This is a genomic window from Rothia sp. BD8, from assembly GCF_044878465.1.
Classification (GTDB): Bacteria; Actinomycetota; Actinomycetes; order Actinomycetales; family Micrococcaceae; genus Rothia; species Rothia kristinae.
The window spans coordinates 19,874-38,623 of the sequence record NZ_JANJES010000018.1 but is presented as its reverse complement, the minus strand read 5'-3'; the positions used below and the strand labels follow the sequence as shown (position 1 = coordinate 38,623).

11 protein-coding genes, 1 tRNA gene and 2 pseudogenes are annotated in these 18,750 nt (G+C 73.7%); 3 read left to right on the top strand and 11 right to left on the bottom strand.

Going from position 1 to position 18,750, the window contains the following annotated elements; translation table 11 throughout:
- Together NQ707_RS10360 and NQ707_RS10355 are read right to left on the bottom strand one after the other, a co-directional pair.
- Window positions 1-109, bottom strand: a pseudogene (locus NQ707_RS10360) (PCRF domain-containing protein); the annotation flags it as partial.
- Window positions 110-369: 260 nt separating this feature from the next.
- Window positions 370-717 (bottom strand): annotated as a pseudogene (locus tag NQ707_RS10355) (glycosyltransferase); the annotation flags it as partial.
- Between the two features lie 310 nt (window positions 718-1,027).
- Here NQ707_RS10355 and NQ707_RS10350 point away from each other — a divergent pair.
- Window positions 1,028-2,092, top strand: a complete 1,065-nt coding sequence (locus NQ707_RS10350; RefSeq protein WP_058730903.1) for an NAD(P)-dependent oxidoreductase — start codon at window positions 1,028-1,030, stop codon at window positions 2,090-2,092.
- Window positions 2,093-2,099: 7 nt separating this feature from the next.
- Here NQ707_RS10350 and NQ707_RS10345 read toward each other — a convergent pair whose 3' ends face one another.
- The 8 genes from NQ707_RS10345 to argS all read right to left on the bottom strand — a co-directional run bounded on the left by NQ707_RS10345 (window position 2,100) and on the right by argS (window position 13,632).
- Window positions 2,100-3,158, bottom strand: a complete 1,059-nt coding sequence (locus NQ707_RS10345) for an L-threonylcarbamoyladenylate synthase (RefSeq protein WP_061225016.1) — start codon at window positions 3,156-3,158, stop codon at window positions 2,100-2,102.
- Window positions 3,155-4,237: a peptide chain release factor N(5)-glutamine methyltransferase gene (prmC, locus tag NQ707_RS10340; RefSeq protein WP_404435731.1), complete on the bottom strand. Its 1,083-nt coding sequence runs from the start codon at window positions 4,235-4,237 to the stop codon at window positions 3,155-3,157. Before prmC ends, NQ707_RS10345 begins: the two co-directional genes overlap by 4 nt.
- A 4-nt stretch (window positions 4,238-4,241) precedes the next feature.
- Window positions 4,242-5,321 (bottom strand): peptide chain release factor 1, encoded by a 1,080-nt coding sequence (prfA, locus tag NQ707_RS10335; RefSeq protein ID WP_058730902.1) that lies wholly within the window; start codon window positions 5,319-5,321, stop codon window positions 4,242-4,244.
- Window positions 5,322-5,505: 184 nt separating this feature from the next.
- On the bottom strand, window positions 5,506-7,572 hold the full coding sequence (gene rho, locus NQ707_RS10330) for a transcription termination factor Rho (RefSeq protein ID WP_193553994.1): 2,067 nt from the start codon (window positions 7,570-7,572) through the stop codon (window positions 5,506-5,508).
- Window positions 7,573-7,971: 399 nt separating this feature from the next.
- Window positions 7,972-9,033 carry a homoserine kinase gene (gene thrB, locus NQ707_RS10325; protein WP_404435728.1) on the bottom strand — a complete coding sequence of 354 codons (1,062 nt, stop codon included), beginning with the start codon at window positions 9,031-9,033 and terminating at the stop codon, window positions 7,972-7,974.
- Window positions 9,034-9,041: 8 nt separating this feature from the next.
- Window positions 9,042-10,340 (bottom strand): homoserine dehydrogenase, encoded by a 1,299-nt coding sequence (locus NQ707_RS10320; protein ID WP_058748449.1) that lies wholly within the window; start codon window positions 10,338-10,340, stop codon window positions 9,042-9,044.
- A gap of 65 nt (window positions 10,341-10,405) precedes the next feature.
- Entirely contained in the window at window positions 10,406-11,974 is a 1,569-nt protein-coding gene (locus NQ707_RS10315) for a diaminopimelate decarboxylase (RefSeq protein WP_100463034.1), read from the bottom strand.
- Window positions 11,974-13,632: an arginine--tRNA ligase gene (gene argS / locus NQ707_RS10310; RefSeq protein ID WP_058730959.1), complete on the bottom strand. Its 1,659-nt coding sequence runs from the start codon at window positions 13,630-13,632 to the stop codon at window positions 11,974-11,976. Before argS ends, NQ707_RS10315 begins: the two co-directional genes overlap by 1 nt.
- Before the next feature lie 77 nt (window positions 13,633-13,709).
- Here argS and NQ707_RS10305 point away from each other — a divergent pair.
- Window positions 13,710-13,782: transfer RNA gene (locus NQ707_RS10305), tRNA-Arg, on the top strand.
- 131 nt (window positions 13,783-13,913) lie between these two features.
- On the opposite strand, the gene NQ707_RS10300 is transcribed toward NQ707_RS10305, so the two are convergent.
- The gene (locus NQ707_RS10300; RefSeq protein WP_058730958.1) at window positions 13,914-14,387 is read right to left on the bottom strand and encodes a hypothetical protein; all 474 of its coding nucleotides are present in this window, start codon (window positions 14,385-14,387) and stop codon (window positions 13,914-13,916) included.
- Between the two features lie 115 nt (window positions 14,388-14,502).
- On the opposite strand from NQ707_RS10300, the gene NQ707_RS10295 reads away from it, so the two are divergent.
- On the top strand, window positions 14,503-18,711 hold the full coding sequence (locus NQ707_RS10295; RefSeq protein WP_404435725.1) for a DUF3418 domain-containing protein: 4,209 nt from the start codon (window positions 14,503-14,505) through the stop codon (window positions 18,709-18,711).
- Window positions 18,712-18,750: the final 39 nt, after the last annotated feature.

Below are 18,750 nucleotides of genomic sequence, written 5' to 3'. Positions count from 1 at the left end.
CGTTGGCGGAGATGATCTCCGTCTTCCACCCCTTCGACTCGGCGTAGCGGGCGTACATGCGCAGCAGGTCGGCGGCGAACAGCGCGGCCTCGGCGCCCCCCCCCCCCCCCCCGCGGCCGCCCGGGGGGCGGGGCGCCCCCCGGGGGGGGGGCGGGGGGGGGGCGCGGCCGGCCCCGCCCCCCCCCCCCGGGGGCCGGCCCCCCCGCGCCCCCCCCCCCGCCCCCCCCCCCCCCCGCCGCCCCCCCCCCCCCCCCCCCCGCCCCCCCCCCCCCCCCCCCCCCCCCCCCCGGGCAGGATCCGCTCCCGCATGGAGTTCATCGGGTGCTCGCGCCCATCCGTCCAGACCACGCGGCTGGCCACGAAGGCCGGGCGGCGGGTCGGGTCCTCGGCGTAGTCCCGCCAGGTGCGCACCAGCTCGGCCAGCGTGTCCGGCTGCGGCTCGGTGTCATCGTCCATGACCCACACCAGCTCGGCGTCGTGCCGGTGCAGGGCCCGATCGATGCCCGCGGCGAAGCCTCCCGCTCCGCCGAGGTTCCGCTCCAGGCGCACCACGTCCAGGGGGACGCTCCCCCGGTGCTCGGCCAGCACGCGGGCGGTCTGCGGACCGGAGGCGTTGTCCACCACCACGACGGCCGCCGGCCTCATCCGCGCCCCGTCGATGCCCGCCAGCGTCAGGCGCAGCAGATCGGGGCGGTCGTAGGTGACCACCACCGCCACCACCCGGGGCTCCTGGCCCTCGGGGCGGGGTCGCGCGGGATGCTCTTGCGCGGCAGCTGGCACGTCGGATTCCTCTCCCCTCGGCCCGCCCGTGCGCGGGCTCGGACTGCCCCTGCTGGGCCGGCGCGCGAACCCCGGACCAAGGGCGCCCGAAGAGGCGTGTACGTCAGTAAGGTGGTCACAGGGCGTTCCGGCCGCGCCGGCTGAGCCGCCGGCACAGCGCGGACCCCCGCTGCAGATCACCAGTTTAGCGTGACCTCACCCGGCAGCCCCCCGGGTCGAGGCCCGCATATGAGGAGAGCGAGACCACATGAACCAGAGCACCTGGCGCGTCCTGGGGGCCACGGGCTTCGTCGGATCGGCCACCATGACCCGCCTGCAGCAGCTGGGCATCGGGGCCGCCCCGGTCGCAGCACCCCGCCTGGCGACCTCGGCCACCGGGGCCGGGCAGGTCATCGCCGAAGCCCGTCGCCTGGAGTCGGTGATCGACTACCTCGCGGATTCCTTCGCCGGCGCCGAGGTCGTGGTCAACGCCGCCGGCTTGGCGGCGCCGGGACAGCAGGAGCTGCCGCCCTTGGTCGGGGCAAACGCCTTGCTGCCTGCCGTCGTCGCCGTGGCCGCTCAGCGCACCGGGGTCACTCGGGTGCTGCACCTGAGCTCGGCCGCGGTGCAGGGGGCCCGGCCGCGCCTGGACGCCTCCCCCGACACCTCACCCTTCTCCGCCTACTCCTTCTCCAAGGCCCTGGGAGAGGACTGCCTGCTGCGGCTGCGCGAGTTCATCACGGCCACCGCCAAGGTGGGGGCCGCTCCGGGCTCGGCCGGCTCGGACTACCCGGCCGCCCCGAGCTCGCGTCCGGCCCAGGTGGCCGGGGACCACGCCGCGCAGCTGTGCATCATCCGCGCCACCTCCGTACAGGGATCCGGGCGGGACACCACGACGGCGCTGGCCCGCTTCGCCGGGTCCTTCCTGGCCTCGGTGGCGGGCTCCGGCACCCAGCACACCCCGGTCACCTCGGTGCAGGCGCTGGCCGAGTTCATCGTGGCCGCGGGACTGAGGGAGGAGCCGCTGCCGGAGATCCTGCTGCAGCCGTGGGAGGGTGCCACCACCGCCTCGGTGATCCGGGACGCCGGACGGCGCGAACCGCATCGCATCCCCGCTCCCCTGGCCCGGCTGCTGGTGCGCGCCGGTTACGCAGCCTCGGGGCTGTCCGGGGACCGCCTGCGCGCGGCGGTGCGCCGCGTCGAGCTGGCCTGGTTCGGCCAGGACCAGGACGACACCTGGGCCGAACGGCACGGTCTGCTGCCCGAGCGGCACGTGGGGTCCGTGCTGCGCCAGGCCCACCAGGCCGCGGGCGTCAGCCGACGCGGCCGGTGAGGCCGCGTCAGTCCCGGGCGGGCGGATCGAAGAACAGCGCGCGGGCCCGCTGCACCGAGACGGGGTCCACGCGCTGCCCGGCCGGGGCGGACCCGGCTCCCGGCCCCGCCGCGGCGGCCTCCCGGGTGCGCAGCTGATCCACCGCGGCACCCGAGCTCGGGCCTCCCGTGCCGAGCAGGCTCTGGGTGAGGCTGCCCGGCTCCGGGGCTTCCGCTCGCGGACCGTCGCCGGGCCCGCGGGTGCTCGTCGCGGCGTCGGCCCCGCCGCTCTCGGGGTCCTCCGGGCCCTGCTCGTCGCTCGCGGCCCCGGAAGGGGTACCCTCGGCCGGATCCGGTGAGCCGCTCGCACCCTGCGCCGGGTCCTCCGCCCGCAGGATCCTCTCGTGCTCCTCGCGGGTCAGCAGATCCGGGGCGGTCTCGCGCAGCAGGGCGAGGTCCAGGGCGCCGGTGCGCACCACCACGGGCTGATCGCCCGTGACGTCGATGATGGTGGAGGGAGCGACCTGCGCGCTGGGCATCTGCTCGTCGCGGCCCAGCGGGCGTCGGCCGCCGTCCAAGATGGCCTCGACCCGCTCGCCCAGCTGCGCCATGGCCTCGACGGCGTCGGTCGCGGCCTGCTGCCCGGTGCGGTTCGCGCTGGAGACGGCCAGGGGACCGGTCGCGCGCAGCAGCTCGCGGGTCAGCTCGTCCCCCGGCACCCGTAGGGCCACGGTGCCCCGGGTCTCCCCCAGGTCCCAGTTCAGGGAGGGCTGGGAGCGCACGATCAGGGTCAGCGCCCCCGGCCAGAAGCGCTCGGCCAGGGCCCGGCCGGTCTCCGGGACGGTCTCGGCCAGGGCGTCGAGCACCCCGGGATCCGCGATGAGCACCGGAGGGGGCATGGTGCGCGAGCGGCCCTTGGCGGCCAGCAGCTGGGAGACGGCCCCCGGGGAGAACGCGTCGGCGGCGATCCCGTAGACGGTGTCGGTGGGGATCACCACGGTGCGGCCCCCGGCCAGCAGGTCCCTGATCCTCTCCAGGGCGCGGGTGCGGTCCTCGGCGGTATCGGTGGTGTACACGGTGGCGCTCACGGTGCAGATGCTCTTTCGTCTCGGGGGTGCGCGGACTCCGCGCGCTCTCCAGGGTATCCCGGGGCCAGCCCTGCGGTGGCCCGGTCCCGGCCGGTCAGGTCCCGCACGGTGCGCACCCGATGGAATCCGCGGTCGCGGAACAGGGCGGCCACAGCTCCGGCCTGGACCTCCGCGTGCTCCATGACCAGCAGCCCGCCGGGGCGCAGCAGCCGCGCGGCCCGCTCCAGGAACGCCGTCGGGATCGCCAGGCCGTCCGGGGAGCCGCCGTAGAGGGCTTCGGGGGGATCGTAGCGGGCGACCTCGGGGTCCCGCGGCACGGCGTCCTCGGGGATGTAGGGCGGGTTGGTCACGATCGTCTCCACCGTGCCCTCCGCCCCCGGCAGGGCATCACGCGCGTCCTCCCGACGCAGGTCGATGCGCACCCCGTGCTCCCGTGCGACGCGCCGGGCGTTGCGCTCGGCCCAGGCCAGGGCGGTCTCGGAGCGCTCGACGCCGATCACGCGGGTCCCGGGGTTCTCCTGGGCCACGGCCAGGGCCAGCGCCCCGGAGCCGGTGGCCAGGTCGACGACCAGCGGGGCCGGGTCGGGCGCGCTCTCAGAACCCGGGGGCTCGGAGCCGGAGGCCTCAGAGCCCTGGGCCTCGGCGCGGCGGGCGGCCAGGTGCGCGCTGACCTCATCGACCAGCACCTCCGTCTCCGGGCGCGGCACGAACACCCCGGGCCCGACGAGCAGCTCGAGCCGGCGGAACGGGGCGCGCCCGGTCAGGTGCTGCAGGGGCTCCCGGGCGGCGCGGCGTCGGATGAGCTCGACGTAGCCCGCGGGCACCGTGAACCGCCCGGTGATCGCCCCGGCGGCCACCTCCCCTCGCCCCGGCGCGCGGCCCTCGGCATCGGCGAGCAGGTGCGCGGCCAGCAGCTCGGCGTCGACCCGGGCGGAGGCGATCCCGGCCTCGGCCAGCAGCCGGTGCGCACACCGCAGCCCCGCGGACAGCGGCGCCCCGGGGGCCAGGGCCGGCTCCGGGTCCGCCGGCGCGACGTCGGTCCCGGGTGCGGCCTCGGGACGCGGGTGCTCGGGGCCCACGGGGTCAGTCCTCGTGGCCCAGGGCCGCCAGCCGGTGCTCCTCGTCCATCTGGATCGCGGACTGGATGACCGGCTCCAGCTCCCCGTTCATCACCGTGTCCAGGTTGTAGGCCTTGTACCCGGTGCGGTGGTCAGCGATCCGGTTCTCCGGGAAGTTGTAGGTGCGGATCCGCTCGGAGCGGTCCATGGTCTTGACCTGGGAGCGGCGGTGCTCGGAGGCCTCGGCGTCCAGCTGCTCCTGCTGCCAGGCCAGCAGCCGGGCGCGCAGCACGCGCATGGCCGCCTCCCGGTTCTGCAGCTGGGACTTCTCGTTCTGCATGGCCACGACGATCCCGGTGGGCAGGTGGGTGATGCGCACGGCGGAGTCTGTGGTGTTCACGGACTGCCCGCCGGGTCCGGAGGAGCGGTAGACGTCGATCTTCAGGTCGTTCTGGTGGATCTCGATCTCCTCGGGCTCATCCACCTCGGGGAACACCAGGACCCCGGCGGCCGAGGTGTGGATGCGGCCCTGGGACTCGGTGACGGGCACCCGCTGCACGCGGTGCACCCCGCCCTCGTACTTCAGGTGGGCCCACACGCCCTCGGCCGGGTCGCTGGAGCGGCCCTTGACGGCCATCTGCACGTCCTTGTACCCGCCCAGGTCGGACTCGTTGGCGGAGATGATCTCCGTCTTCCACCCCTTCGACTCGGCGTAGCGGGCGTACATGCGCAGCAGGTCGGCGGCGAACAGCGCGGCCTCGGCCCCGCCCTCCCCGCCCTTGACCTCGAGGATGACGTCGCGCCCGTCGTCGGGGTCCCGGGGGATCAGCAGGCGGCGCAGGCGCTCCTGGGCCTCGGGCAGCCGCGCCTCCAGCTCCTTGAGCTCCGCGGCCATCTCCGCGTCCTCCTGGGCCATCTCCCGGGCGGCCTCGATGTCCTCCTCCAGGCCCTGCACCCGGCGGTGGGCCTCGACGATCCCGTTCAGCTCGGCGTAGCGCCGTCCCAGCTTGCGCGCCTTGGCCTGATCCGCGTGCACGGCCGGATCGGCCAGCTGGCGCTGCAGCTGCTGGTGCTCATCGAGCAGGGTCTGGATGGATTCGAACATGGCTTCCTCGGACGGATCGGGGGGTGGGTCGTCGGGCGGGTCCAGTATCGCACCGGATGAACCCGGCAGGGGCTCGGTCGGCTCCGCGCCCGAAGGCTGCGCTCTGCGGACGCGAGGACGCCGACGCCGCGATCTCGTCCGCGCGGAAGGGGACGGGATGCGGCGCCGGCGTCATCGGGTGGTGCTAGTCGTCGGACTTGGAGCCCAGCGTGGTCTTCTGCACCTGCATGAGGAACTGCACGTTGGTGGGCGTGTCGCGCAGCTTGGAGGTGAGCACCTCCAGGGCCTGCTGCTGATCCAGCCCGGCCAGCACGCGGCGCAGGCGCCACATGATCTTGACCTCGTCCGGGGAGAGCAGGTTCTCCTCCCGGCGGGTACCGGACTCGTTGACGTCCACGGCCGGGAAGATCCGCTTGTCCGCCAGGTGGCGGGACAGGCGCAGCTCCATGTTGCCGGTGCCCTTGAACTCCTCGAAGATCACCTCGTCCATGCGCGATCCGGTCTCCACCAGGGCGGTGGCCAGGATGGTCAGCGAGCCGCCGTTCTCGATGTTGCGGGCCGCGCCGAAGAACCGCTTGGGCGGGTACAGCGCCGCGGAGTCCACACCACCGGAGAGGATCCGGCCGGAAGCAGGGGCGGCGAGGTTGTAGGCCCGGCCCAGGCGGGTCATCGAGTCCAGCAGCACGACGACGTCGTGGCCCAGCTCCACCAGGCGCTTGGCGCGCTCGATGGCCAGCTCCGCGACGGTCGTGTGGTCATCGGCGGGGCGGTCGAAGGTCGAGGCGATGACCTCGCCGTTGACCGTGCGCTGCATGTCCGTGACCTCTTCGGGACGCTCGTCCACGAGGACCATCATCAGGTGCACCTCGGGGTTGTTCTCCTTGATCGCGTTGGCGATCGACTGGAGCATCAGCGTCTTGCCGGCCTTCGGCGGGGAGACGATCAGGCCGCGCTGGCCCTTCCCGATCGGGGAGACCAGGTCCACCACGCGGGGGCCGATCTTCTTCGGGTCGGTCTCCAGGCGCAGCCGCTCGTTCGGGTACAGCGGCGTGAGCTTGGTGAACTCGACGCGCTCGGTGAGCTCCTCGGGCTTCTTGCCGTTGACGCTGGTCAGCTGCACCAGCGCGTTGAACTTCTGCCGGGAGCTGTTCTGCTGCTCGCCGTCGCGGGGGGCGCGGATCGCGCCGACGACGGCGTCGCCCTTGCGCAGGTGGTGCTTCTTGACCTGGGCGAGGGAGACGTAGACGTCGTTGGGTCCGGGCAGGTACCCGGAGGTGCGCACGAAGGCGTAGTTGTCCAGGACGTCGAGGATGCCGGCCACGGGCAGCAGCACGTCGTCCTCGGTCAGCTCGGTGTCATCCACCTCGGGCCCGCTGTTGCGGCCCCGACGCCGGTCCCGACGGTCGTTGCGGTTGCGGTTGCGGCGGTTGCGCCCGCCCCGGCGGTTGTCATCATCCTCGGGGCCGTTGTTGCCGTTGTTGCCGCGGCGGTTGCCGCGCGAGCCCTTGGACTCGCCGTTCCGGCCGCCGCCGTGCTGGCCCTCGCCCTTGTCCCCGTGGTTCTTCTCGGAGCCGGACTTCTCGGAGTGCTTCTCCCCGCCCTTGTCCCCGGAGCCGCGCTCGGCGCTGCGCTCCTGGCGGGAGCGGCGGTTCTGCCCGCGCTCGCCCTTGGACTCGCGCTGGTCCTGCCCGCCGTCGTGGTCCTCGCCGCGGGAGCCGCGGCCGTTCTGGCCCTTGGCCTTCTCCTGCTTGTCCTGGGAGCCGTCCTGCTCCCCGGAGCGCTCATCTCCCCCGCGTCCGCGGCGGGAGGAGCCCTTCTGCTCGGCGTTCTTCTGCTCGGGGCTCTTCTGCTCGCCGCCCTGCTCGGCGCCGGATCCGGACTGCTCGGTCTCCGGGGCGGAGTCGGCCCGGCGGGAGCGGGTGCGCCGCGCCGGCTTCTGCTCGGCCGGGGCGTCCTGGCCGGTGACCTCGGCGGCCGCGGCGGCGGCCTGCTCGGCCTTCTTCTCCCGGTCGGCGACCGCGGAGCCGCGCTGGTGCGCGGAGATGGCGTCCACCAGCGCGGACTTGCGCATGCGGCGCGCGCCGGTGATCCCCAGCTGGGAGGCCAGGGACTGCAGCTGAGCCAGCTTCAGGGCGGACAGTCCGCCCTGGCCCTTCTGGCTCTGCTCGGCTCCCGCGGCGGCGCGGGAGTCCTGGGCCGGGGTCTCGCCCGGCTGGTCCGTACCCGTGGACAGGTCGGTCGTTTCGGTCACGAAGGATCCTTCCCCCTCGACATGGCCTGGGGCTGTTTCGATGATGGCGCCCCAAGCCGAAGTTCATGGTGGCGTGCCCGCGGCGCAGGCGGCGTCGGGGCATCGGTCCCGCACGGCTCCCGCGGGCTGCGGGACGGTCGGTGCGGGTGGGTGGGCCTGGCGTCGGGCCGGGATGGACCTCAGCAGCGGCGACGATGGGAGCGCGTGCTCGTGGGGAGGACGCGGTGTCCGCGGAGATGACGCGAGGGGTCTCGCGACACGGTCGACGACCGGATGGGTGAGGGTCCGACAGCTCGACGTGCGACTCTCCCAGACGGGGAGAGGAGCCAGCCTCGGCAGGCCACGGGGTCAGGGGCTGACCGGGCCGTGCCGTCGAGGAGCGGGGCTGATCTCGGGCCTCTACCGGCGCCGGATCGGGCGCTCCTCGTCCACCAGTATAACACCGGAGGCGTCGATGGCCAGCCCCTCGATCCGCCAGTGCGGCGCGGCCGGGTCCTGCCCGGCGGCCTCGGCACCCAGGTGCCGCATCTCGCGGGCGGCCTGCTCGGCCCGATCGGCGGACTCGGCCAGCACCAGCACGCTCGGCCCGGCCCCGGAGACCACGGCCGCGAAGCCCCGATCGCGCAGGGCCCGAACCATCCGCGCCGTCGGGACCATGGCCTCGCAGCGGTGCTCCTGGTGCAGGTAGTCCCGGGTCGCGGCCGGCAGCAGCTCGGGGGCCCCGCTCAGGGCCCGCACCAGCAGCGCGGCCCGGCCGGCGTCGGCCGCGGCCAGCGCGTGGGGCACCTGCGCGGGGATCAGCTCCCGGGCCAGCCGGGTGGAGACCTCGTAGTCCGGCACCGCGACCACGGGATGCACGCGCGGATCCACGGGCACCCGGGCGCTGCGCCAGCGCGGCCCCTCGGGGTGCTCCTCGCCCCAGGAGATCGCCAGTCCCCCGAACAGGGACGGGGCCACGTTGTCCGGGTGGCCCTCCAGGTCGGAGCAGACCTGCAGCAGAGCCTGCTCGCTCAGCCGCAGATCCTCCGGCAGCAGGGCGCTGCCGGCCACGACCCCGGCGACGATCGCGGAGGCGGAGGAGCCCAGTCCCCGCGAGTGCGGGATGCGCCCGCGAGCGCGGATGCCGAGCCCCGGCAGCTCACCCGTCAGCCCCGCCGCGGCCCAGGCGGCCCGGATCGCGCGCACGATGAGGTGCTCGGGGGTGCGGGGCACGGTCTGAGCGCCCTCGCCCTCCAGCTCGAAGGCGAGGCCCTCGGCGGTGCGGGTCACGGTGAGCTCGTCGTACAGGCCCAGGGCCAGGCCCATCGTGTCGTAGCCGGGGCCCAGATTCGCCGAGGAGGCCGGGACCCGGAGACTGACCCGCGCGCCGACGGGCACCGCCTCACCGGGGCTGGTCCCGGTGACGGGCCGGCCCGCGAAGGCAGCCGGAGAGGGAGACGGGGTCTGGTCCGAGCGGTGCATGGCCGGCCTCAGTCCTCCACCCGGATCACCGAGGTGATCGCATCCACGGCGTCCAGCCCGCGCAGCTTCTCGATGGTGGCCCGCACCCGCCGGTCCGCGGCCCGGTGGGTGACCACCCGGATCGTGGTCTCCGGCTGCCCGGCCCCGCGGTGGGGGCCGTGCTTGGTCTGATGCATGGTCCGGATGGAGACCCCCTCCTCGGCGAAGACCTGGGCCATCCCGGCCAGCACCCCGAGGCGGTCCTTCACCTGCAGCCCCATCGTGTAGCTGGAGACCACATCCTCCGGCCCGACGGCCGGCAGCTGGGCGTAGGAGAAATCCGGGACGGCCGGGCCGCCCAGCACCACCCGTCGGGCCAGGGAGACCAGGTCCCCCATGACCGCCGAGGCCGTGGGTGCCCCGCCCGCGCCGGGCCCGTAGAACATCAGCTGGCCGGCGTCGCGGGAGTGGACGAACACGGCGTTGAAGGCCCCGCGCACGCTGGCCAGGGGGTGCTCGTTCGGCACCAGGGTGGGGTGCACGCGGATGCTCACGCCCTCCTCCAGCCGCTCGCACACCGCCAGCAGCTTGATCACGCAGCCTTCGGCCTGCGCGGCGGCGACGTCGGCGGCGGTGATCCCGGTGATGCCCTCGCAGTGCACGTCCTCGAGGGTGAACTCGGCGTGGAAGGCCAGGGAGGCGACGATCGCGGCCTTCGCGGCGGCGTCGTGACCCTCGACGTCGGCGGTCGGATCCGCCTCCGCGTAGCCCAGGCGCTGGGCCTCGGCCAGGGCGTCGTCGAAGTCCGCCCCGGTGGTGTGCATCGCGTCGAGGATGAAGTTGGTGGTGCCGTTCATGATCCCGAGCACCCGCTCGACCTGATCCCCGGCCAGGGAGTCGCGCAGGGGCCGCAGGATCGGGATGGCCCCGGCCACCGCGGCGTCGTAGGACAGCTGCGCCCCGGAGGCGTCCGCCGCGCGCTGCAGCGCGGCACCCTCGCGGGCGAGCAGGGCCTTGTTCCCGGAGACCACGTGCTTGCCGGCGCGCAGGGCCCGCAGGATGCGGGTGCGGGCCGGTTCGATGCCGCCGGTCAGCTCCACGACGACGTCCGCGGCGTCGATCAGCGCGTCCGCGTCGGTCGTGTACAGCCCGGCCGGGGCGGCGTAGTCCCGGGGCGCCTGCGGATCCCGCACCGCGATGCCGATCAGGCGCAGGGGCGCACCGACGCGCTGGGTCAGCTCCTCGGCGTCCTCCAGGAGGATCCGGGCGACCTGGGAGCCGACGGTGCCGGATCCCAGCAGGGCGACGGACAGGGGCGTGTCGTTCATGGGCTCTCCTCGGGAGGGGTGCGGGGCGGGGGTCGGTCGGGATCGGGGACGTCGGGCGGGGCGGCTTACAGCTCGGCGTCGCGGTCCAGCAGGTCCTGGATGCTCTGTCCGTGCACGATGACCCGGGGTTCGCGCCCGGCAGCGACGGCCACCACCGGGGGGCGAGTCAGGAAGTTGTAGTTGGAGGACAGGGACCAGCAGTAGGCGCCGGTGGCGGGCACGGCCAGCAGGTCCCCGGGGGCGAGGTCCGCCGGGAGCAGGCAGTCGCGCACCAGGATGTCCCCGGATTCGCAGTGCTTGCCGACCACCCGGGAGAGCACCTGCTCCCCCGCCGGGGAGCGATCCGCGCGGGTCACGGTGTACTCGGAGCCGTAGAGGATCGGGCGGGCGTTGTCCGACATGCCGCCGTCCACCGCGACGTAGCGGCGCACCGCCGGCTGACCGGCGTCGGCGGCGACGTCGGAGTCGGCCGCGGCCTCCAGAGCGACGTCCTTGATCGTGCCCACGGTGTAGAGGGTGACCCCGGCGGGCCCGGTGATCGCCCGGCCGGGTTCGAAGGACAGGTGCGGCAGGGGCAGCTCCAGCCGCGCGCAGGCCTCGGCCACCGAGGTCGCGATGGCCCGAGCCAGGTCCTCGATGGGCCTCGGGGAGTCCCCGGCGACGTAGCCGATGCCGTATCCCCCGCCCAGATCAGCTTCAGGCAGGACCCGGCCCAAGCGATCCCGCAGCCGCGCCATCGTCGCGAGCACGCGGCGGGCGGCCAGATCGAAGCCCTCCGGGGCGAAGACCTGGGAGCCGATGTGGCAGTGCAGCCCCCGCAGGTCCAGGTGCGGCAGGTGCTCGGCCAGCTCCGCGGCCAGCTCGGCCACGGAATCCTGGGGAGCCTCCTGCCGGTCCGGCCAGGCCTCGGCGCGCACCGCGGCCGGGATCTGCGCCCAGGCCAGGCGGGCCGTGTCCGGGGCGAGGGAGAGGCCGAACTTCTGGTCCTCGTGGGCGGTGGCGATGAACTCGTGGGTCTCGGCGTGCACCCCGGGAGTCACCCGGATCATCACCGGCGCGGTGACTCCCAGCTGCCCGGCGATCCGCTCGATCAGCAGCAGCTCCGGCACGGAGTCGGCGACGATGCGGCCCACCCCGGCCTCCAGGGCCTGCCGGATCTCCCGGGTGGACTTGTTGTTCCCGTGCAGGGCGATGCGGGCGGGCTCCATCCCGGCGGCCAGCCCCAGGGCCAGCTCGCCCCCGGAGGCGGTGTCCAGGTTCAGCCCCTCCTCGCGGGCCCAGCGCACGATGGCGGCGCACAGGAAGGCCTTGCCGGCGTAGTAGACGCTCACCTGCGCCCCGTGCTCGGCAAAGGCTCGCTCGAAGGCCGTGCGGAAGGCCGCGGCGCGGGCGCGGAAGACCTCCTCGGACTCCACGTACAGCGGGGTGCCGAAGCGCTCGGCGAGCGCACGGGCGCCGTGCCCGTCCAGAGTCAGCTCACCGTCGGCGGCGCGCCGGAAGGAGTCCGGCCAGATCACGGGGTCCAGGGCCGCCGGGTCCGGGGTCACTGCATCCGGGGTCAGTGCATCCGGGCTCGGCGGGTCCGTCCGCGCGGCGGGCGCGGAGGGGACGCTCGGGTCGGGCTGCCCGGGCATCACATGCGCTCCGGGGCGGACACGCCGAGCAGACCCAGCCCGTTGGCCAGGACCTGGGCGGTGGCGTCGTTCAGGGCCAGGCGGGTGCGGTGCACCTCGGAGACCTCGTCATCGCCCTGGGGCACGACGCGGCAGGAGTCGTACCAGCGGTGGTAGGCCCCGGCCAGGGCCTCCAGGTAGCGGGCCACCCGGTGGGGTTCGCGGAAGTGCTGGGCCTCGGCCACCGCGCCGGGGAACTGCCCGAGGGCGGCCAGCAGCTCCTCGTCCGCCGGACCGGAGAGCAGGGCGGCGTCGAAGGTGCCGGCATCGCGCATCACCCCGGCGTCGGCGGCGTTGCGGGCCACGGCCCGGGTGCGGGCGTGGGCGTACTGGACGTAGAAGACCGGGTTCTCGTTGGAGCGCTTGGTCAGTACGTCCAGGTCCACGTCGATGTTGGAGTCCACGGAGTAGCGGGTCAGCTCGTAGCGGGCGGCGTCCACCCCCACGGCTTCCACGAGGTCCTCCAGGGTCACCACGGTCCCGGCCCGCTTGGACATGCGCACGGCCTGACCATCCTTCACGAGGTTGACCATCTGCCCGATCATGACCTCCACGGCGTCCGGGTCGTCCCCGATGGCCGCGGCGGCGGCCTTCAGCCGGGCGATGTACCCGTGGTGATCCGCGCCGAGCATGTACACGGCCAGGTCCGCCCCGCGGGCGCGCTTATCCGCGATGTAGGCGATGTCCCCGGCGATGTAGGCGGCGTTGCCGTCGGACTTGATGACCACCCGGTCCTTGTCGTCGCCGTAGTCGGTGGAGCGCAGCCACCAGGCGCCGTCGGCGAAGTAGAGCTTGTCGCTGGTCTTCAGCTGTTCCAGGGTGCGTTCCACGGCCCCGGAGTCGAACAGGGAGTTCTCGTGGAAGAAGACGTCGAAGTCCACGCCGAACTCGTGCAGGGAGGCCTTGATCTGGGCGAACATCAGCTCGACGCCGTGGGAGCGGAAGACCTCCTGCGGGTCGGCGGCCTCCAGGGCGTCGGGGGCCTCGCGCAGCACGTCGGCGGCGATGTCGTGGATGTACTGCCCGCCGTATCCGTCCTCGGGGGTGGCCTCCCCGCGGGCGGCGGCCAGCAGGGACTTGGCGAAGCGGTCGATCTGGGTGCCGTGGTCGTTGAAGTAGTACTCACGGGTCACGGTGGCCCCGGAGGCCTCGAGGATCCGGGCCAGGGAGTCCCCGACGGCGGCCCAGCGGGTCCCGCCCAGGTGGATGGGTCCGGTGGGGTTGGCGGAGACGAACTCCAGGTTGATGTGGGTGCCGGACAGGTCCCGGCTGCGCCCGTAGGCCTCCCCCTGCTCGAGGATCGTCGCGGCCAGCGCGCCGGCGGCGGCGGCGTCGAGCCGGATGTTGAGGAAGCCGGGACCGGCGATGTCCACGGCGGCCACGCCGTCGATCGCCTCGAGGCGGGTAGCGAGGATCTGGGCGACCTCCCGGGGGTTGCGGCCCACCCGCTTGCCCAGCTGCAGGGCGATGTTGGTGGCCCAGTCCCCGTGCTCGCGGCTCTTGGGCCGCTCGATGCGCACCTCGGGGCGGGCGGCGCCCTCGGAAAGCGTCAGCTCCTGGGCCTGCAGGGCCTCGTCGAGGGCGGCGGATACGGCGCGGGTCAGTTCTTCGGGAGTCACGGTGTGCCAGTCTACCGAAGGCCGCGCCCGCCCCGTGGTGCGCGGCGCCCGGTTTTCCTGGTACGCTGTTCTGCGTTGCCCTCGTAGCTCAGTGGATAGAGCGCCTGCCTCCGGAGCAGGAAGTCGTAGGTTCGAATCCTATCGAGGGCACTTTCCATGCCCGGATGCGGCCGCGGCGACGCCGTCTCGCGGACCGGATCGTGCTTCGCGCGCCGGATCATCCGGTCCACGTCGCACGATCCGGCTCGCGAGTCGCTCGATGCCGCATCGGCGTCCGCGCCTCACTCCACCGTCCAGAGGCCGACGCTGGCCAGCACCGCGAACAGCGTGCCCCACAGGATGATGGACACGCACTGCCAGGCGATGATCTTCGTGCGGTTCGCACCCATGCCGGCCATCATCGCGGAGGTGATCTGGCTGGGCAGCACCGTCTGCCCCAGCAGGGACACCCCGGCCACGCCGTACTTGTCGAAGAGCCGGTCGAAGCGCTGCCGCCGTCGGCTCGGCGTGCGAGGCTCGCGACGGGCGGTCACCGCGCCGCGCACCCGCCCGGCGCCCAGCACCAGCACGATCATGCAGATCATGTTGCCCAGCGAGGCCGCGGCGACCGCCAGCACCGGGTTGACCCCGGCGAGCACACCGACCGCGGAGCCGAAATAGGACTCCACGAAGGGGATGGCCCCGAGGCCCGCGAGCGCGAGGATCCTGAGGATCGCAGGGATGGTCTCGACGACGTGCTGGAGGTTCTCGATCATGGTCTCGAGGCTAGGAAGAACCCCGCGCCGCCCACATCCGCCCGAGGGATGAACTCTCCCTCCGCCTCCGGGAGGAGGCCGCCCCGCGGGCGGGATCAGTAGGATGGCAGGAAGTATGTCGAACAGCTCCCCCTCCCCCGCCGCGGGCGCGCCCGCGCCCTCCGATTCCGCGCCCTCCCGCCCCGAGATCGCCTATCCGGAGGCCCTGCCGGTCTCCGCGCGCCGCGAGGAGATCATGGACGCGGTCCGGGAGCACCAGGTCGTGATCATCGCCGGGGAGACCGGCTCCGGGAAGACCACCCAGATCCCCAAGATGCTGCTGGAGCTGGGCCTGGGCGAACGCGGGAGCATCGGGCACACCCAGCCGCGGCGCCTGGCCGCCCGCTCCGTGGCCGAGCGGATCGCCGAGGAGCTGGGCGAGCCGATCGGGCAGACCGTGGGCTACCAGGTGCGCTTCACCGCGCAGACCTCCCAGGCCACCCGGATCAAGCTGATGACCGACGGCATCCTGCTCGCGGAGATCCCGCACGATCCGCTGCTCAAGCGCTACTCGGCGATCATCATCGACGAGGCGCACGAGCGCTCCCTGAACATCGACTTCATCCTGGGCTACCTCAAGCGCATCCTCCCTCAGCGCCCGGATCTGAAGGTCGTCATCACCTCGGCGACCATCGACCCGCAGCGCTTCGCCCGGCACTTCGCGCCCAGCTTCGACCCGGTGGCCGAGCACCCCGAGGACGAGCCGATGCCGGCCGACGCCGCCCCGATCATCGAGGTCTCCGGGCGCACCTACCCCGTGGAGATCCGGTACCGTCCGCTGACCGAGGACCCCGCGCTGCCGGATGAGGAGGACGACGTCGCCGGGGAGGACCGAGACCCGCTGGAGGCGGTGTGCGACGCCGTGCTGGAGCTGGCCGACGAGGCCCCCGGGGACCTCCTGATCTTCTTCGCCGGGGAGCGGGAGATCCGCGACGCCGAGGACGCCCTGACGGATCTGGTAGCCAAGGACCGCAGGCTCACCGGCACGGAGATCCTGCCGCTGTTCGCCCGGCTGTCCATGGCCGAGCAGCACCGGGTCTTCCGCCCCACCGGGGCTCGGCGGCGGATCGTGCTGGCCACCAACGTCGCCGAGACCTCGCTGACCGTTCCCGGGATCAAGTACGTGATCGACCCGGGGACCGCCCGGATCTCCCGGTACTCCACGCGCACCAAGGTCCAGCGCCTGCCCATCGAGCGGATCTCCCAGGCCAGCGCGGCCCAGCGCTCCGGGCGCTGCGGGCGCGTCTCGGACGGCATCGCGATCCGGCTGTACTCGCAGGAGGACTTCGACTCCCGGCCGGCCTTCACGGACCCGGAGATCCTGCGCACCAACCTGGCCGCGGTGATCCTGCACACCATGAGCATCGGGGTGGTGCGCTCCCCGCGGGATATGGAGCGCTTCCCCTTCGTCCAGCCCCCGGCCCGCCGGGCCATCGGCGACGGCGTCGCGGTGCTGCGCGAGCTCGGGGCGCTGAAGGAGAGGATCGAGGACACCCCCGGGGACGACGCCGCCCAGGCCCCCCGGCGCGGCGCCGGGAAGGGCAGGCGAGGCGGCCGGGGCCGGACCCGCGGCGGGCGCGGCGCGGGGGCCTCGCCCCTGACCGCGATCGGCCGGCGCCTGGCGGCCTTCCCCGTGGACCCGCGCCTGGGCCGGATGATCGTGGCCGCCCAGGAGCTGGGCGTGGCCAAGGAGGTCATGGTGCTGGCCGCGGCCCTCACCATCCAGGATCCCCGCGAGCGCCCCGCGGACAAGCGCCAGCAGGCCGATGAGCTGCATGCCCGGTTCCGGGATGACCGCTCGGACTTCTCCAGCTTCCTGCTGCTGTGGCAGCACCTGCAGGAGAAGCAGCGGGAGCTGTCCTCCAGCCAATTCCGGAAGCTGTGCCGCCGCGAGTTCATCAACTACGTGCGGGTCCGAGAGTGGCAGGACCTCTATGAGCAGCTGCGCCAGCTGGGCCAGCAGGCCGAGGTGCGCGTCGGGAAGGGCCGGGACATCGACCCCGGCGTCAACGAGGAGGCCGTGCACCGGGCCCTGCTGACCGGGCTGCTCAGCCACGTCGGGCTGCGCGATGAGCGCAAGCGCGACTACCAGGGGGCCCGCGGCACCCGCTTCGCGATCTTCCCCGGCTCGGGTCTGTTCAAGAGGAACCCGGACTGGGTGGTGGCCGCGGAGCTGGTGGAGACCTCCCGGCTGTGGGCCCGCACGGTCGCGGCCGTGCGCCCGGAGTGGATCGAGCAGGCGGCCGGGAACCTGCTCAAGCGCACCCACTCGGAGCCGCACTGGTCCGCCCAGCGCGGCTCGGTCATGGCCTACGAGAAGGCGACCCTGTACGGCGTGCCGGTCTACGCCGAACGTCCCGTGGACTACTGGCGGATCGACCCGGAGCTGTCCCGGGAGCTGTTCATCCGCAAGGCCCTGGTGGAGGGCGATTGGCGCACCCGGCACCGCTTCTTCCGGCGCAACCAGCAGCGCCTGGCCGAGGTCGAGGCGCTGGAGGCCCGGCTGCGGCGTCGGGACCTGCGGGTCGACGACGACGCCCTGTACGCGTTCTACGACGCCCGGATCCCGGCCGAGGTGGTCTCCGAGCGGCACTTCGACCGCTGGTGGAAGCGGGCCCGGCAGGAGGATGAGCACCTGCTGGATCTGGATCCGGAGCGGCTGGTGGACGCCGAGGCCGCCGAGTACGACGAGTCCGCCTTCCCCCGGGTGTGGGAGGTGGACACGGAAGACTCCACGCTGCGCCTGGACCTGCGCTACGAGTTCGCCCCCTCCGCCCCCGGCTCGGCGCAGACCAGCGCGGACGGGGTGTTCGTGCAGGTGCCCGTGGTGTTCCTGAACCAGCTGCGCCAGCGGCCCTTCGAGTGGATGATCCCGGGGCTGCGCACCGAGCTGGTCACGGCCCTGATCCGCTCCCTGCCCAAGGCCGTGCGCAAGTCCTTCGTGCCCGCCCCGGACGTCGCGGCCGCCGCCGTGCAGCGCCTGACGGAGGAGTTCGACCCCCAGACCGATGATCTGCTGAGCTCCCTGGAGCTGGCCCTGCGCCGGATCCGGGGCGTGGTGATCCCGCCGGGGTCCTGGGACTGGTCCAAGGTCCCCGAGCACCTGCGAGTCACCTTCCAGGTCCGGGATCCGCGCAACCGGGTGCTCGGCGAGGGCCGGGACCTGGAGGCCCTGCAGGAGCGGCTGGCCCCGCAGGTGCGCGAGGCCCTGGCGGCCTCGCTGGGCGCCTCGGCGGACGCGCTGCAGCGCATCGCCGCCGCGTCGGGCCCCGGTGGTCGAAACGGTGCCGGGCAGAAAGGCGCGGGTCGGTCCGCGGGCGCCGGTCACGACGGCGCGCCCGGCACGCGCGCTGACCGGAGGCCGCAGCCGGGTTCGGGGGCGGACCGGGCGTCGTCGGCCGGGGGGCCTGCGGTGCGGGAGGTCGGCGGTCTGCGCGACTGGCCCGAGCAGGAGGTGCCCACCCGCATCACCCGGGAGGTGGCCGGCCAGGTCATCGAGGGCTTCCCCGCCCTGGTGGATGAGGGGCAGACGGTGGCCGTGCGCGTGCTGGCCACCGAGGCTCAGCGGGCCCGGGCCCAGCGGGCCGGGGTGATCCGGCTGCTGGCCCTGAAGGTGCCGAGCCCGCAGAAGTACGTCTCGGATCATCTGCGCAACGACGAGAAGATCGTGTTCACCCAGAATCCGCACGGCTCGGTGGAGGCGCTGATCGCGGACTGCACGGTCGCGGCCCTGGACAAGCTGACCCCGGATCCGGCGCCGGTGCGCCGCGAGCAGTTCCAGCGGCTGTTCGAGCACGTCCGGGCGGAGCTGATCGACACGGTCTTCGAGCTGACCTCCCTGGTGGCCTCGATCCTGAAGGAGGCCACCGCGGTGCGCCGAATGCTCAAGTCCGGGGCCTCGCTGGCGGTGGTGACCGCGTACAACGACGTCAAGGCGCAGCTGGAGCACCTGATCTACCCCGGGTTCGTGGCGGCCACCGGGTATGCGCACCTGGTGCACCTGCCGCGGTATCTGCGGGCCATGCGGGTGCGCCTGGAGAAGATCGGCGAGCGGGTGAACCGCGACAACCAGCTGATGCTGCAGGTGCAGGAGCTGGAGGACGCCTACGACGCCGCGGCCCAGCGGCACGCCGTCGACGGCGCGGTGCCCCCGGAGCTGGCGGAGGTGGGCTGGATGCTGGAGGAGCTGCGGGTCAGCTTCTTCGCCCAGGAGCTGGGCACGGCACGGCCCGTCTCGGTCCAGCGGATCCAGAAGGCGCAGAAGGCGGCCCTGGCCGGGCTGTGAGCGCCTTCGGGCCCGGCAGCGGCCCGGCGGTGAGCGCTC

Excerpts from the sequence above, each read along its gene's own strand:
- NQ707_RS10350 (WP_058730903.1), top strand. The coding sequence starts at position 1,028 with ATGAACCAGAGCACCTGGCGCGTCCTGGGGGCCACGGGCTTCGTCGGA.
- prfA (WP_058730902.1), bottom strand. The coding sequence starts at position 5,321 with ATGTTCGAATCCATCCAGACCCTGCTCGATGAGCACCAGCAGCTGCAG.
- thrB (WP_404435728.1), bottom strand. The coding sequence starts at position 9,033 with ATGCACCGCTCGGACCAGACCCCGTCTCCCTCTCCGGCTGCCTTCGCG.
- NQ707_RS10320 (WP_058748449.1), bottom strand. The coding sequence starts at position 10,340 with ATGAACGACACGCCCCTGTCCGTCGCCCTGCTGGGATCCGGCACCGTC.
- NQ707_RS10315 (WP_100463034.1), bottom strand. The coding sequence starts at position 11,974 with ATGCCCGGGCAGCCCGACCCGAGCGTCCCCTCCGCGCCCGCCGCGCGG.
- NQ707_RS10300 (WP_058730958.1), bottom strand. The coding sequence starts at position 14,387 with ATGATCGAGAACCTCCAGCACGTCGTCGAGACCATCCCTGCGATCCTC.
- NQ707_RS10295 (WP_404435725.1), top strand. The coding sequence starts at position 14,503 with ATGTCGAACAGCTCCCCCTCCCCCGCCGCGGGCGCGCCCGCGCCCTCC.